The 14,867-nt window shown below is 66.8% G+C and carries 11 protein-coding genes; 7 read left to right on the top strand and 4 right to left on the bottom strand.

Annotation, left to right across the window (positions count from 1 at the left end; translation table 11 throughout):
• Window positions 1-79 precede the first annotated feature (79 nt).
• The 4 genes from AC0KVN_RS11720 to AC0KVN_RS11705 form a co-directional block, all read right to left on the bottom strand.
• Window positions 80-394, bottom strand: a complete 315-nt coding sequence (locus AC0KVN_RS11720; protein WP_004208507.1) for a hypothetical protein — start codon at window positions 392-394, stop codon at window positions 80-82.
• A gap of 61 nt (window positions 395-455) precedes the next feature.
• Complete coding sequence (locus AC0KVN_RS11715; protein WP_435567035.1) at window positions 456-2,648, bottom strand: zinc metalloprotease; 2,193 nt, start codon at window positions 2,646-2,648, stop codon at window positions 456-458.
• A 96-nt stretch (window positions 2,649-2,744) separates the two neighbouring features.
• A complete protein-coding gene (locus AC0KVN_RS11710; RefSeq protein ID WP_435567034.1) occupies window positions 2,745-4,070 on the bottom strand; it encodes a peptide MFS transporter in 1,326 nt (441 codons plus the stop codon).
• On the bottom strand, window positions 4,067-5,344 hold the full coding sequence (locus AC0KVN_RS11705) for a metal-dependent hydrolase family protein (RefSeq protein WP_435567033.1): 1,278 nt from the start codon (window positions 5,342-5,344) through the stop codon (window positions 4,067-4,069). The genes AC0KVN_RS11710 and AC0KVN_RS11705 overlap by 4 nt, the downstream gene beginning before the upstream one ends.
• Before the next feature lie 66 nt (window positions 5,345-5,410).
• On the opposite strand from AC0KVN_RS11705, the gene AC0KVN_RS11700 reads away from it, so the two are divergent.
• The 7 genes from AC0KVN_RS11700 (at window position 5,411) to AC0KVN_RS11670 (ending at window position 14,812) form a co-directional block, all read left to right on the top strand.
• A complete protein-coding gene (locus AC0KVN_RS11700) occupies window positions 5,411-7,573 on the top strand; it encodes a penicillin acylase family protein (RefSeq protein ID WP_435567032.1) in 2,163 nt (720 codons plus the stop codon).
• Window positions 7,574-7,582: 9 nt separating this feature from the next.
• Window positions 7,583-8,947, top strand: a complete 1,365-nt coding sequence (locus tag AC0KVN_RS11695) for an amidohydrolase family protein (protein WP_435567107.1) — start codon at window positions 7,583-7,585, stop codon at window positions 8,945-8,947.
• The gene (locus AC0KVN_RS11690) at window positions 8,944-10,068 is read left to right on the top strand and encodes a dipeptidase (RefSeq protein WP_435567031.1); all 1,125 of its coding nucleotides are present in this window, start codon (window positions 8,944-8,946) and stop codon (window positions 10,066-10,068) included. The genes AC0KVN_RS11695 and AC0KVN_RS11690 overlap by 4 nt, the downstream gene beginning before the upstream one ends.
• 4 nt (window positions 10,069-10,072) lie before the next feature.
• Window positions 10,073-10,945, top strand: a complete 873-nt coding sequence (locus AC0KVN_RS11685; protein ID WP_435567030.1) for an ROK family protein — start codon at window positions 10,073-10,075, stop codon at window positions 10,943-10,945.
• Window positions 10,946-10,956: 11 nt separating this feature from the next.
• A complete protein-coding gene (pdxR, locus tag AC0KVN_RS11680) occupies window positions 10,957-12,429 on the top strand; it encodes a MocR-like pyridoxine biosynthesis transcription factor PdxR (protein ID WP_483656118.1) in 1,473 nt (490 codons plus the stop codon).
• Window positions 12,430-12,497: 68 nt separating this feature from the next.
• The gene (locus AC0KVN_RS11675) at window positions 12,498-13,130 is read left to right on the top strand and encodes an FMN-binding negative transcriptional regulator (protein WP_435567028.1); all 633 of its coding nucleotides are present in this window, start codon (window positions 12,498-12,500) and stop codon (window positions 13,128-13,130) included.
• On the top strand, window positions 13,127-14,812 hold the full coding sequence (locus tag AC0KVN_RS11670) for an amidohydrolase (protein ID WP_435567027.1): 1,686 nt from the start codon (window positions 13,127-13,129) through the stop codon (window positions 14,810-14,812). Before AC0KVN_RS11675 ends, AC0KVN_RS11670 begins: the two co-directional genes overlap by 4 nt.
• The last annotated feature ends 55 nt before the right edge of the window (window positions 14,813-14,867 follow it).

Below are 14,867 nucleotides of genomic sequence, written 5' to 3'. Positions count from 1 at the left end.
AAAAGTAGGTTGCGGGACCGTAATGACAAGCAGCGCGAGGACAATAAGGAAACCCCCTATCAACGCCGCACGGAGCATATCAGACATAAGCGAAGGGCTCGACTGAGCGCTTCACATACATGGCCTTGCCGTTCGGGCTGACCGACACGCCCCAATAGCATGCCTCGCCCATCCCCGGCTCGATCGAGATGCGCACATCCTTGCTCGGCAATTCCACCTGCACCGGATCATTGCCGGCCGGCAAGCTGAGCTCCAGCGTGTGGGCGACGCCGATCTTGGCGCGGGTCTTCACATGGTCGAGCCAATGCACCAGCCGATCGCCGATCGAGATACGGACGCTGTCATCCTTGAATCCCTGTTCGAGTGCGATGGTGATTTTGCGAAATTCCGACATTGTTGGTCCCCTTTCGGAATGATGGGGCGCACCGCCATGACAGGCGATGCGCCTGCATGGATCAGATACTGAGGCCGTTCGCCTTGAGGGCCAGCATGCGCTGCATGTCCTGGCCCAGGTTGAAGCCACCGATGACATCGCCCGCCCGCACCGCGTCGAAGCCCAGCCCCGTCTGGCGCAGCGCCGGGGCAACCCCGCCATCCAGCGCGCGGGCAAGCTTGCCCGCCTCGCGCAGGAAGCGGGTATGGCCGACGGCATTGACGGCGGCATCGGCGCTGCCCTCGGTCGCGATCGCCAGCAGGTGGCGTGCTTCCTTGAGATCGGCGTCATAGACCTCGATGCGGCGGGCGGCCGTAGCAGGGGTCTCACCGGGCCGTGCCCGCTCATCCACCTGCAGCAGCTTATATTCGTCGGCCAGCGGGCCGGCGAGCGCGATCGCCGCCTGGCGTGCGAGCGGATGCTGACGCATCCGCGTGGCCGCCCGCAGCGCATCGACTGCCGATTGGACGCCACGCGTGCCGTTGACGGCCAGCACCTGGCCGACTTCCGGGGTGAAGATATCCTGCGCCAGCCGCTCTTCCTCGCGGCTTTCGGGCGGCTCCACCTTCACCTCCAGCGGGTTGGAAATGACGGCTCGGCCATCGACGACCAGCATCGCCTGGATGGTGTAGCGGCCCGGTTCGGCCATGTCCCAGCCATTGCGGCCGGCGCCGACCAGCACGCTGTCATAGAGCGCCTCACCCTGACCCAGGATGATTTCCAGGGTCTCGCCGCAATGGCGCGAATAGGGCGACCATTGGCGCGCGGGCCGGCCATCCTTGCTGATGATCAGGGTCAGGCCCGCCCGTTCCGACAGGCGCGCCGCCGATGCCAGCTTGGGCCGGCCGCTGCGGTTGACCAGTGCCATCTCGACCACCGGCGGCAACAGATAGGGCAGGCGATTGTCGCGGGCATTGACCGACAGGGTCAGGCCGAACTCCTCATTTGGGTCCAACGCCACCTGCGAGAAGCCATGCTGGTCGAACCAGTCGGCATTGCCCATCTGCACGAAGCGTTCCGGGCCATGGCGCATGAACAGCAGTTCGGGATCGGAAAAGCGGAAGTCGAAATCGGCAAAGAAGGCCGCCTGGCCGCCCGCCACCGCATAGGGATAGTTCATGAAGCTGCGCGCTTCGGGATCGTCGGCCAGCGGAATCCAGGGCGTGCCCAGCGACTTCTGCCAGCTATGCGCCAGGTTGAAGGCATGGCCGACCTCATGCGCGGCGGTCCAGAAGCGCATCCGCCGCACCCAGGCGTCGGGATCGGCATCGCCCGCCGGCGGATGGGCGATGAAAGCGTCGGTGAAGATGGCCGTCCCCTGGCGATGGTTCGACCCGATATCGTCGAACATGATGCCGCCCAGGCTGCTGCCCTGCACATGGAGCGAGGCGAACAGCACCCACAACGACCATTGCGGCTTGTCGGCAAAGCGCGACCAGTAGATCTGCATCGCGTCATGCATTTCCTGGTCGGTCCAGCGCTGATCGGCGCCGGCCGCACCGAGCGGGATGGCGCCATTGCCGGGCGCGTCGCTGACGTTGAATCCCGCCCGCCGATAGACGGTGTCAAGGCTCAGCGTCTCGCTGGCCATGGTCGCGGGATGATTGGGATGATCGTGCGTGCCGATCTCCGTCACGCGGGTCGCGCCGGCCACCGTGTCATATTCGAACTCGGCCGGACGGAAGCTTGCAGAGCTGAACTGATAGGTGCGCACGAAGCTCGCCGCGCCACCGCCGCTGAAGGTCGCCTCGACCTTGCGCTGGGCGGCGAGCAGGCTCTTCGTCACCTTGAGGCTGATCTGGGTATGGGGGATGGCGCCGACCTGACCATCCTTGAACCAGATCTGGCCGCTATAATGATTGGCACCGGTCCGGGTCAGCGCCGCAACCCAGCTGACCACCGGCCCCAGCGGGCCGGCGCGCGTGCCGCTGACCGTCATCTGCGGATAGCGGCCATCGACGTCCAGCCGCAGTTCCTCGCGGGTATAGAGCGTCAGCGCATTGATATCATCGTCGAAGCGATCGACCGCACCGGGCAGCGCGCGCGGCATCGGGAAGCGCGGCGAGCGCACGAAATTGTAGCGGCCGCTGGCCTGCACCAACAGCGGCAGGTGCCGCACCGGCCGCAGCTTGGGGTCGATGTCGAAACCGGCCATGTCGGTATCGAGCGCGCTGTCGCCGTCAAAATCGGCGGGATCGAAATCGGCAGTCATCATTCCCTCCTGTCGGCGCGCGTCGGATGCCCGCGCTCGCAGGATCGGGAATGGCATGGCCAGTGTGAGGCCAGGCGTTGGTCGAACGTGAAAAAAGCGTCAATCCGACCGAAAAATCGCTTTCCGTAGCGTCAATATCAGGAAAATCGCGCCACATCCCGCAGCGATCCCGGCATGCAACAGCCAGAAGGCGGTCGCCGGCATGCGAGCGTAGAAGCCCCCCACCCAGCCGACCAGAATATTGCCCAGGAAGAAGACGAGATAATAGAGGCCGATCGCCAGCCCGACCTGACGCGGCGGCGCGGCGCGGGTGAACAGCGCCAGGCTGACCGGCAATATATGGGCAAAACCTATGCCGTTGAGCAGATGGAAGGCGATCACCCAGCCCAGCCCGGTCCTGCCGTCCGCACTCGCCAGCGCCGATCCCAGTGCCAGGCAGAGCATACCCCCGGTCGCAAAGAGCGACCCGATCGTCAGCTTGGCAAGGTCACCGGGCTCGGGCCGGTAGCGCGCATAAAGGCGATAGACGAAAGGCAGGCCGGCAAGAATCGCCAGCCCCAGCCCTGCATCGAGGGTGATGAGCCAGCTCGTCGGTACGCGCAGCCCGCCCAACGTCAGTTCCAGATGCGCGTCACCCCAGATCAGATAGGCGTTGAATATCTGGTTGTTGGGCAGCAGCGTGACCGCCAGCAGCGGGATCAGCAGGACGATGCCCAGCAGGCCACGCAGATCCTGCCCGGTCATGCGCCCGCGTCCGTTCGATCTAGGGCGATAATCGTCAACCGGCAGATGCCTGCGTCCGGCGAGATAGATGATCGTGGCGATCCCCATGCCGACGCCGGCGACGGCAAAGCCGACATGCCAGCCGCGCGTTTCCGCCAGCGTGCCGATCACCAGCGGCGCGGCGATCAGGCCAATATTGATGCCCAGATAATAAAGCTGGAACGCGCCGTCGCGGCGCGGATCATCATGGCGATAGAGCGCGCCGAGCTGGCTGGCGAGATTGCCCTTGAACAGGCCGCTGCCCAGCACCAGCAAGCCGAGCGCGGGCAGGAAGGCGGCCTGGACCGCCATCAGGAAATGGCCCGCCATCATCGTCAATGCGCCCAACAGCACCGTGCGATGCCGGCCCAGCAGCCGGTCCGCGACCAGCCCGCCCAGGATCGGCGTCACATAGACGCTGGCGAAATAGGTGCCGACAATGGCGGAGGCGAGCGGCTGGCCGTCCAGCCCGCCATAGAGCTGGCGAAAGGCATCGAAGAAAAGCAGGCCGTCGGCCTGTCCCGGCTGCAGCAGATGCTTGACCAGATAGAGGGCCAGCAGCGACTGCATGCCATAATAGGAGAAACGCTCCCACGCTTCGGTGAACAGCAAATAGGCCAGGCCCCGCGGATGGCCCAGGAAAGCGCGATCGCCCTGGCTCATGGCTGCGCGCCCGGCCCCTTGTAGATGACGCCGTCCTTCATCACGAAGCCGACCTGGCGCAGCGCGTCGATGCTGCGGGTCGGATCGCCCTCGACCGCGACCAGATCGGCGAGCAGGCCCGGCTTCACCGCGCCCAGCCGGTCGGCGATACCGAACAGTGCCGCATTGCCGCTGGTCGCCGCGACCAGCACGTCGCGGGGCGCCATGCCGGCGGCGGCCATCAGTTCCGCCTCGCGGGCATTGTCGCCATGGGCAAACACGCCGACATCGCCGCCCAGGCAGATGGCGACGCCGGCGGCCCGCGCGCGATCCAGCGCCTGGCGCGCCTGCGTCACCGCCGCCGGCGCCGGTTCCGCCCCGCTCCAGCCGCGATAGCGCGCGGTGGCGTCGGACGCCGCCAGGGTCGGGCAATAGCCGACACCATGCGCCTTCATCAGCGCGAAGGTCGCGGCGCTGCCCTCATAGCCATGCTCGATCGTGTCGACCCCGGCCAGGATCGCCCGGCGCATCCCTTCGTCGGTGGCGGCATGGGCCGCGACCTTGCGCCCGGCGCTGTGCGCAGCCTCCACTACCGCTGCCATTTCCGCTTGGGTGAAGGTCGGGCGGCTCGGCTCACCCTTGCCCCAGCGATAATCGGCATAGAGCTTCACGACATCGGCGCCGGCCGCGATCTGTCGCCGCACCGCCGTCACCAGATCGGGACCGCCGGCTTCCTCCGCGCCCAGCGGCACGACGACGCCCGGCTCGAACCCGCGCGGGCCATAGGCGCCCGGTGCCACCAGCGCGCGGGTCGCGACCAGCATGCGCGGCCCGGCGACGATACCCTGCTCGATCGCCTGCTTGAGGCCGACATCGGCATAGCCAGCCCCTTCGGTGCCCAGATCGCGCACGGTGGTGAAGCCCGCCATCAGCGTCGCCCGCGCCGACACCGTGGCCCGCGCGGTGCGCAGCGCCAGCGGCTCGTGCAGCACCTGGTCGTCCCAGCTTGTCTCGTTATAGGGATGCAGGAACAGGTGCGAATGGCCCTCGATCAAGCCGGGGAGCAGGGTCTTGCCGGGCAGGTCGATGACGGTCCCTCCAGCCGGCACCGCGATCCCCGGTCCGGCCGCCTCGATCCGGTTGCCACGCACCAGCACCGCCCATCCGCGATGCGACGCCGCGCCGTCGAACACGGCATCGGGGCGCAGCAGATAGAGCGCCGGCGCGGCCTCCTGTGCCACGGCCGGCATCGGCGCGACGAACAGAAAGGCCAGCAGGATCAAAAGCCTGTGCATCGATATCATCCCCCTTGACGGGAGGCTGCTTGCGCCGTCCCGCCCCCTTCATTACTCCCCCTCTCTATGACGAAATTCCTGCCGCGCGCCACCTCCCTTGCGGGGGCATTGGTCGCTCTTGCCGCCTGCCCTGCCCTCGCCCAATCGCCGACCGCGCTCTCGCCGGCCAAGGTCACCATCACCCGCGACCAGTGGGGCATCGCCCATGTCCATGGTACGACCGACGCCGATGCCGTGTTCGGCATGGTCTATGCCCAGGCCGAAGACGACTTCAACCGGATCGAGACCAATTATCTGGTCAATCTCGGCCGCCTCGCCGAAGCCGAAGGCGAGAAGGCGATCTGGCAGGATCTGCGCCAGCGCCTGTTCATCGATCCTGCCCGGCTGCAGGCCGATTATGCGCGCAGCCCGGCCTGGCTCAAGAAGCTGATGCAGGCCTGGGCCGATGGCCTGAATTATTATCTATCGACCCATCCGATGGTGAAGCCGCGCGTCATCACCCGGTTCGAGCCCTGGATGGCGCTGAGCTTTACCGAAGGCAGCATCGGCGGCGATATCGAGCGGGTGCCGCTGACCCAGCTACAGGCCTTTTACGAGAAGAAGCCGGTGGCGCTGACCATGCTGGAACAGGGCCTCGCCTATCGCGAGCCGCAGGGGTCGAACGGCTTTGCCATCGCGCCGTCGCGGACGGAAGGCGGACATGCGCTGTTGATGATCAACCCGCACACCAGCTTCTTCTTCCGGTCCGAACTGCAGATGAGCAGCGACGAGGGGCTGGACGCCTATGGCGCGGTCACCTGGGGCCAGTTCTTCATCTATCAGGGCTTCAACCGCCATATCGGCTGGATGCACACGTCGAGCGGCATCGACAATGTCGACGAATTTGCCGAGACGATCGTGCAACAGGGCGATCGCCTCTTCTACCGCTATGGCAAGGAATTGCGCCCGGTCACCGAAAAGACCATCGCCATTTCCTACCGCACGCCGGACGGCAAGCTCGCCCAGCGCGCCTTCACCGGCTACTCCACCCATCATGGCCCGATCGTGCGGACCGACGGCGACAAGTGGATCGCCTTCGCGCTGATGAACAAGCCGGTGCCGGCGCTGGAGCAAAGCTATCTGCGCACCAAGACCAGCGATTATGCGAGCTTCCTCAAGGTCGCGGAGAATAAGGCGAACAGCAGCAACAACACGCTGCTGGCCGATGACAAGGGCGAGATCGCCTATCTCCACCCGCAATTCGTGCCGATCCGCGACGATCGCTTCGATTATACCAAGCCAGTCGACGGCAGCGACCCGGCGACCGACTGGCGCGGCCTGCATGACCTGTCGAGCCTGCCCCAGGCGGTGAACCCGAAGGGCGGCTGGGCGATGAACACCAATAACTGGCCCTGGACGGCGGCCGGCGCGGATAGCCCGCAGCGCGCGGCCTTCCCTCGCTACATGGATCAGGCCGGTGAAAATCCACGCGGTCCCCATGCCCAGATCGTGCTCTCGGCCAATGAACATTTCACGCTCGATAGCCTGATCGGCGCGGCCTATGATCCCTATCTGACCGGCTTTGCCCGGTTGATCCCCGGCCTGATCGCGGCGCAGGACAAGGTGCCTGATCCCGCGCTGGCCGATGCGGTGCAGAGCCTGCGCGGCTGGGACTATAAATGGAGCCTGACCTCGACCCAGACCTCGCTCGCCGTCTTCTGGGGCGAGGCGCTGTGGAAGGCGGTGGCACCGGCGGCGAAGGAAGCGGGCCTGTCGACCATCGACTATATGGCCACCCACGCGACCGATGCGCAGAAGTTGGCGGCGCTGCGCGAGGCGGTCGACCGGCTGACCGCCGATTTCGGCAGCATCGCCGTGCCCTGGGGCGAGATCAACCGCTATCAGCGCAATGACGGCGCGATCGTCCAGACGTTCGACGACGCCAAGCCCAGCACCCCCATCCCCTTCGCCTCGTCGCAATGGGGATCGCTCGCCGCCTTCGGTGCGGCGCGCTATCCGGGGACGAAGCGCTATTATGGCACGAAGGGCAACAGCTTCGTCGCGGCGGTCGAGTTCGGGCCGAAGGTCGTCGCCCGCGCCGTCAGCGCCGGCGGCGAGAGCGGCGATCCCCACTCGCCCCATTTCGCCGATCAGGTCGATCGCTATGCCAAGGGCGATCTTCGCCCGGTCTATTTCTACCCCGAAGATATCAAGGCCCATGCCGTGCGCACCTATCGGCCCGGCGAATAAGGACAGATGATGCACACCGCCCGCCTCGCCGGCCTGATCGCCTGCGCCCTGCCCTTCACCGCAATGGCGCAGTCGCCCAGGCCGGCGGAGCAGGCGATACTCTATAGCGGCGCGACCATCATCGACGGCACCGGCGCCGCGCCGCGCGCCAATCAGGACATGCTGGTGCGCGGCGACCGGATCGTCGCGCTGGCGCCGCATGGCAACCTTCCCGCCGCCGATGTCGCGGGCGCGAAGCAAGTCGACCTGGCCGGCCGCTATGTCATCCCCGGCCTGATCGACAGCCATGTCCATATGGCGACCCCGCCCAACGCCGTGCAGGCCAGGGCGATGCTGCGCCGCAATCTCTATGGCGGGGTGACGGCGGTGCGCGACATGGCCGACGATCTGCGCTCGGTCGGCGAACTGGCGCGCGAGGCGCGCATGGCGGAAATCCCGGCACCCGACATCTATTATGCCGCGATCATGGCCGGCCGCCCCTTCTTCGCCGATCCGCGCGTCGCCGCCGCCAGCCAGGGGGTGACGCCGGGCACCGCACCGTGGATGCAGGCGATCGACGACAGGACCGACCTGCGCGAAGCCATCACCCTCGCCCGTGGCACATCGGCCAGCGCGATCAAGGTCTATGCCGACCTCACCCCGCGTCAGGTGAAAGCCGTGACCGCCGCCGCCCATCGCCAGCATATGCTGGTCTGGGCGCATAGTTCGGTCTTCCCCACCCGGCCGGCCGACGTGATCGCCGCCGGACCGGACGCGATCAGCCATGTCTGCTATCTCGCCTATCAGCGCGAGCCGGTGATGCTCGCCGCCTATGAGGATCGCACGCCGGTGCATGAAAATCTGCTGGCGCCCGGCGACGATGACCCGGTGATGGCCGACCTGTTCCGCGCGATGCGCAAGCAGGGCACGATCCTCGACGCGACCGGCGCGCTGTTCGTGAAATATGAGGCCAAGCGCAAGGCCGATCCCAAGGCGAAGCCGCTGCGCTGCACCGGCGACCTCACGACACGTTTGACCCGTCAGGCGTGGAAGATGGGCGTCCCCATCTCAACCGGCACCGACTTCGTCGGCGAGGTCGAGGACCAGTGGCCCGCCGTCCATGAGGAACTGCTCTTCCTCGCCCGCAATGTCGGCATGCCCCCGGTCGAGGTGATCCGGTCCGCCACGCTGGTCGGCGCGCAGGCGGCCGGGCAGGGCAATGAAATGGGCTCGATCGAACCGGGCAAGCTTGCCAATTTCGTGGTGCTGAAAAGCGACCCGGTCGCCGACATCGCCAATATCCAGACGATCGAGACGGTGGTGAAGCGCGGCAAGGCCTATGCCCGCACCGCCTATGTGCCGGTGACAAAGGAAGAAATGGGGGACGACGAATGAGGCTGGATCGACGCAATTTCATGGGCGTGTCGGCCGCGATGCTGGCGGCGAGCGGCGCGCGGGCAGCGGGCGTTGACGCCGATCCGATCAAGGACATGATCGTGATCAATGCGCTCGGCGGCCTCGGCGATCCCAACCAGCCGACCGACTCGCTGGTGCCGCAGTTCAGCCCGCGCGTGCTGGCCGAAGCCCATGCGTCGGGCCTCACCGCCGTCAACATCACCCTCGGCTATGTCTCTGGGTCGGAAGACCCGTTCGTACAGAGCGTGCGCGAAGTCGCCGAGACCGATGCGCAGGTGCGCGCCAACAGCCGCGACCTGATGAAGATCCTGACCGCCGCCGACATCCGGCGCGCAAAATCGGAAGGAAAGATCGGCCTGATCTACGGATTCCAGAATGGCGCGATGATGGGCCAGGACGCCAGCCGGGTCGACATTTTCGCCAATCTGGGCGTGCGCATCTTCCAGCTGACCTATAACCCCGCCAACCAGCTGGGCGACGGGTCGATGGCGCCGGGTAATCGCGGCCTGACCCCGTTCGGGCGCGAGGTGGTGGCGCGCTGCAATGCGCAGCGGGTGATGGTCGACCTGTCGCACAGCGGCGAACAGACCTGCCTGGAGGCGGCGCGTATCTCGAAACAGCCGATCTCGATCAACCATAGCGGCTGCCGCGCGGTCACCAACCTGCCCCGCAACAAGACCGACGCGGAATTGAAGCTGGTGGCCGATCGCGGCGGCTTCATCGGCATCTATTTCATGCCCTTCCTCGACCTGTCCGGCCATGCCCGCGCGGAGCATGTCGTCGCCCATATCGACCATGCGGTGAACCTCTGCGGCGAGGATCATGTCGGCATCGGCACTGACGGCACGGTGACGCAGATCGACGACCTCAAGGCCTATGAGGCGGTGCTGGCGAAGGAAATCGCCGCACGCCAGGCCGCCGGCATCAGCGCCAAAGGCGAACGGCCCGACACCTATCCCTTCGTCGTCGACCTGCGCGGCCCGGACCAGTTCCGCAAACTGGCGACATTACTGCGCGCCAAGGGCTATTCGACGGCCCGGATCGAGAAGATATTGGGCGGCAATTTCCTCGCCTATGCCGAGATGATCTGGGGAGCATGAACCGATGCTGGCAGGCGTAGAACTGGGCGGCACCAAATGCATCTGCATCCTGGGCACCGGGCCGGACGATATCCAGGCGCAGGTGGAAATTCCAACCACCACGCCCGCCGAGACCCTGTCGACGGTGGCCGCGACCTTGGCCGGATGGGATTTCGCCGCGCTGGGCCTTGGCAGCTTCGGACCGCTTGATCTTGATCCGGCGTCGGCCAGTTTCGGCTCGATCGTCAGCACGCCCAAGCCGGGCTGGAGCGGGACGGACATCACCCACCTCGCGGCCGGACGCCCCTTCATGGTCGATACCGATGTCAATGGCGCGGCGCTGGCCGAGGGGCGCTGGGGCGCGGCGCAGGGGTTGACCAGCTGGGCCTATGTCACGGTCGGCACCGGCATCGGCGTGGGCAGCATCGTGTCCGGCATGCCCGTGCGCGGACTGGGCCATAGCGAGGCCGGGCATATGCGCGTGCCGCGCGCCGCCGGAGATGATTTTGCAGGCAATTGCCCCTTCCACGGCGATTGCCTGGAGGGACTGGCCAATGGCCCCGCGATCGAGGCGCGGACCGGCCAGCGCGGACGCGACGTGTCCGCTGATGATCCGCAATGGTCGTTCGTCGCCCATGCACTGGCGGCGATGTGCCATAACCTCGCGCTGACCAGCCTGCCCCAGCGTATCCTGATCGGCGGTGGGGTCGCCATGGGCCAGCCCCAGTTGATGCCCCTGATCCGCGATGGACTGACCGCCAGCCTGGCGGCCTATGGCGCGGCGGCGACGATCGCATCGATGGACGACTATGTCGCCCACCCGGCACTGGGCGACCGCGCCGGGCCGCTCGGGACGATCGCCCTGGCCGACATGGCCCTGGCGGCATCGCGCCGCTGATCGCCACGCGGATGCTGCGCCCCTGGACCCTGCCGCTCAAGGAACGGGTGCGGATCGCGCCGGACAGCCCGCGCTACATGCAGATCGCCCATGGGCTGATCCACGAGATCGAACGCGGCCGACTGTTGCCCGGCGAATTCCTGCCGAGCAGCCGGGAACTCGCCGCCGCGCTGGAGGTCAATCGCAAGACCATCGTCACCGCCTATGAGGAACTGATCGCGCAAGGCTGGCTGGTGAGCGCAGGCACGCGCGGCACGATCGTGTCGACCTCCCTGCCCAGCAGCGACGATGCCCCTGCCCCGCCGATCGCCCCCGACACCCGCCAGCCGGACGAAACCGAATATCCCTTCCTGGCCGCACCCGACCGGCTGATCGCCATCCCGGCGGGCAAATGGCGCAAGCTGGACGAGGGCGTCGCCGACGGACGCCTGTTTCCCGCTGACCTCCTCGCCCGCGCCTATCGCAAGGCGGCGGAGGGGGCATCGCGCGCCAATGCGCTCCACTATCGCGATCCGCGCGGGTCGCCACGGCTGCGGCAGGAGATCGCCAGCATGTTGCGGCGCCAGCGCGGGCTGATGGTCGGCGCGGAAAATATCTGCATCACCCGCGGCAGCCAGATGGGCGTGTTCCTGACCGCGCGCATCCTGATCCGGCCGGGCGACGCGGTGCTGGTCGAACGGCTGACCTATGAGCCGGCCGTCGCCGCCTTCCGTGCCTGCGGCGCCAAGATCGTCACGGTCGGGCTGGACGAGGACGGGGTCGATGTTGCCGATGTCGAGCGCGCCTGCCGCAAGCATCGCGTCCGCGCCATCTTCGTGACGCCGCATCACCAATTCCCGACCACCGTGTCGATGCGGCCCGAGCGGCGGCTGCGCCTGCTGGAACTGGCGCGGCAATTCGCCTTCGCGATCATCGAGGATGATTATGACCATGAGTTCCACTTCGGCGCGCAGCCGCTGCTGCCGATGGCGAGCTACGCCCCGGCGCGGGTGATCTATGCCGGGTCGATGTCCAAGCTGCTCGTGCCGGCGCTGCGCATCGGCTATATCGCTGCCGCGCCCAGGGTGGTCGACGCGCTGGCCTATCAGATTTCGCTGATCGACGGCATGGGCAATACCGTGACGGAGGAGGCCGCTGCCGAGCTGCTGGAAAGCGGCGAGGTGCGCCGCCATGTGCGCAAGACGGCGCAGATCTACGCCCGGCGGCGCGATGCCTTCGCCCGCAATCTTGACAGCGAAATGGACAGGTTGATCGACTATCGCCTGCCCGATGGCGGCCTCGCCTTCTGGTTGCAGTTCAAGGACATGGCGGCGCTCGACCGGCTGGAAGCGCGGGCACCCGAGATCGGCCTCAGCTTTGCCTCCTCGCACAGCTATGCGGCCGAGGAAGGGACCGAGCGGGGGCTGCGCATCGGCTTTGCCAGCCTGACCGAGGAAGAGGCGAAAGAGGTGTTGCAGGCGTTGCGCCGCTGCGCCGAATCCTGATCCTTACTTGGCCCCCTTCACTTTCCTGAATTGGATGTTTCGGGCGGGTCCAATGCCGGCGCAGTGTCATGCATATGAAATATGCGCCCCGCTCCCCGGACGACATCGTCACCCTGATCGGCGACCATCCGCTCTGCTGGATCGTCTCCCATAGCGAAGCCGGCTTCGGCGCGACGCCGCTGCCGCTGCTGGCCGAATGCGACGCGGACGGTGCGCTGGTGTCGCTGCTGGGCCATTTTGCCCTGTCCAACCCGCAGGTCGCGCAACTGCGCACGGCCCCCCGCGCCACCGTGCTGGTGAACGGGCCGCAGGCCTATATCTCGCCCGAGATGCAGTCGAACCCGACCTGGGTGCCGACCTGGAACTATGCGATGGCGGTGCTGACCGTCGATGTTGAGCTTCTGCTGGACGCGACGCGCGAGTCGATCGAGACGCTGACCGACCGGATGGAAGCGGGCCGCGCCGCCCCCTGGCATATCGATGATGCCGGCGCGCGGCTGGAACCGATGATGAAGCATATCATCGGCTTTCGCGCCCATGTCCGCGCGATCGACGGCCGGTTCAAGCTGGGTCGCGACGAAAGCCGCCAGGGCATCAACGAGATTGTCGGCAGCCTGGCCCCCGGCGGGCTGCGCGACTGGATGCAGATCTACAATGAGGACCGGCTGGACGAAACCAGCCGCGAGGGAGCAGAGCAATGATGTTCAGCCGACGCGAAATGCTGGCCGGGGGCGCGACCGGCCTGGCCGGACTGGCATTGAGCAGCAGCCTGTGGGCGAAGGGACAGGTGCTCGACACCGCCTATGTCAACGCGACGGTCTGGACCGGCGAAGGCATGCCGACGGCGCGATCGGCGATCGGCATCGCCGGTGGACGCATCGCCGCGATCGGCGCGGCGGCGGTTAAGGCGCAGTCGGCCAAGACCACCCGCGTCATCGATCTGGGCGGCGCCTTCGTCATGCCCGGCTTCACCGACGCCCACACCCATTTCCTCACCGGCTCCTATCTGCTGAGCCAGCCCAATCTGCGCGAGGCGAAGAGCCCGCAGGAATTTGCCCGCATCGTCGGCGAGGCGGCCAAGAGCCTGAAGCCCGGCCAATGGTTGCAGGGCGGCAGCTGGGACGCGGAACTATGGGGCGGCGAACTGCCCGATCGCAGCTGGATGGACCCGGTGACGCCCAATACCCCGGTCGCGGTACAGCGGCTGGACCTGCACATGCTGGCGCTCAATTCGCTGGCGCTGAAACTGGCCGGGATCGACCGCAACACGCCCGACGTGGCCGGCGGCATGATCGTGCGCGACAAGGATGGCAACCCGACCGGAATCCTGAAGGATGCGGCGATGGATCTGGTCAAGCGCGCCATCCCCGCGCCGACCGACGCCGACAAGGAGGATGCCGCGCGCCAGGGCATCGCCCATGGCCTGTCCAAGGGCGTGGTGCAGGTCCACACCACCGAACTGGACTGGATCACCCATGACACGCTGCGCCGCCTGCGTGCCAAGGGCGAGACCGACATGCGCTTCTATTCCTTCGTGCCCCTGCAGGACTGGGCGAAGCTCAAGGCGCTGATCGAGGCCGAAGGGCGAGGCGACGACTGGGTGCGCTGGGGTGGCCTCAAGCTGCAATATGACGGCTCGCTGGGGTCGCGCACGGCGATGTTCTATCGCCCCTATGACGACGCGCCCGACAATGAAGGCTTCCCGATCCACAAGCGCGCGGATGTTCAGCAATGGACCAATGATGCCGATGCGGCGGGCCTGCAGATCACCATCCACGGCATCGGCGACAGGGCGAATGACGAGGCGCTGGACATCTTTGCCGCCGCTGCCGCGAAGAATGGCAAGCGCGACCGCCGTTTCCGCATCGAACATGCCCAGCATCTCGCGCCGGCCGCGATCCCTCGCTTCGCGCAGCAGCAAGTCATCGCGTCGGTCCAGCCCTATCATGCGATCGACGATGGACGCTGGGCGATCCAGCGTGTCGGCGCCGAGCGGCTGAAGGGCACCTATGCGTTCAAGTCGCTGCTCGACGCCGGGGCGAAGGTAGCCTTCGGATCGGACTGGCCGGTGGCACCGCTCGATCCGCTGACCGGGGTCGCCGCCGCCGTGCTGCGCCAGACGATCGACGGCGCCAACCCCGGCGGCTGGCTGCCCGAGCAGAAGATCAGCATGCTCCAGGCGCTGCACGCCTATACCGCGACCAACGCCTTTGCCGGTTTCAGCGATGACCGGATGGGCCTGCTGAAGCCCGGCATGCTGGCCGATTTCGCGGTGCTGGACGCCGATCTGTTCGCGATCGATCCGGCGAAGATCGGCGCGACCAAGGTGCTGCGCACGATCGTCGGCGGTCGCCAGCGCTTTGGCGAAGGGAGCGACATCTAACAACCGAGCAAGGGAGAAAGCCGGCCGGAACAAGGCCGGTTCTCACATTATAAGG

The sequence above is a fragment of the Sphingobium sp. SG1 genome (assembly GCF_057063145.1).
The sequence above is the reverse complement of the archived record's forward strand: the minus strand, read 5'-3'. Positions and strand labels throughout refer to the sequence as shown.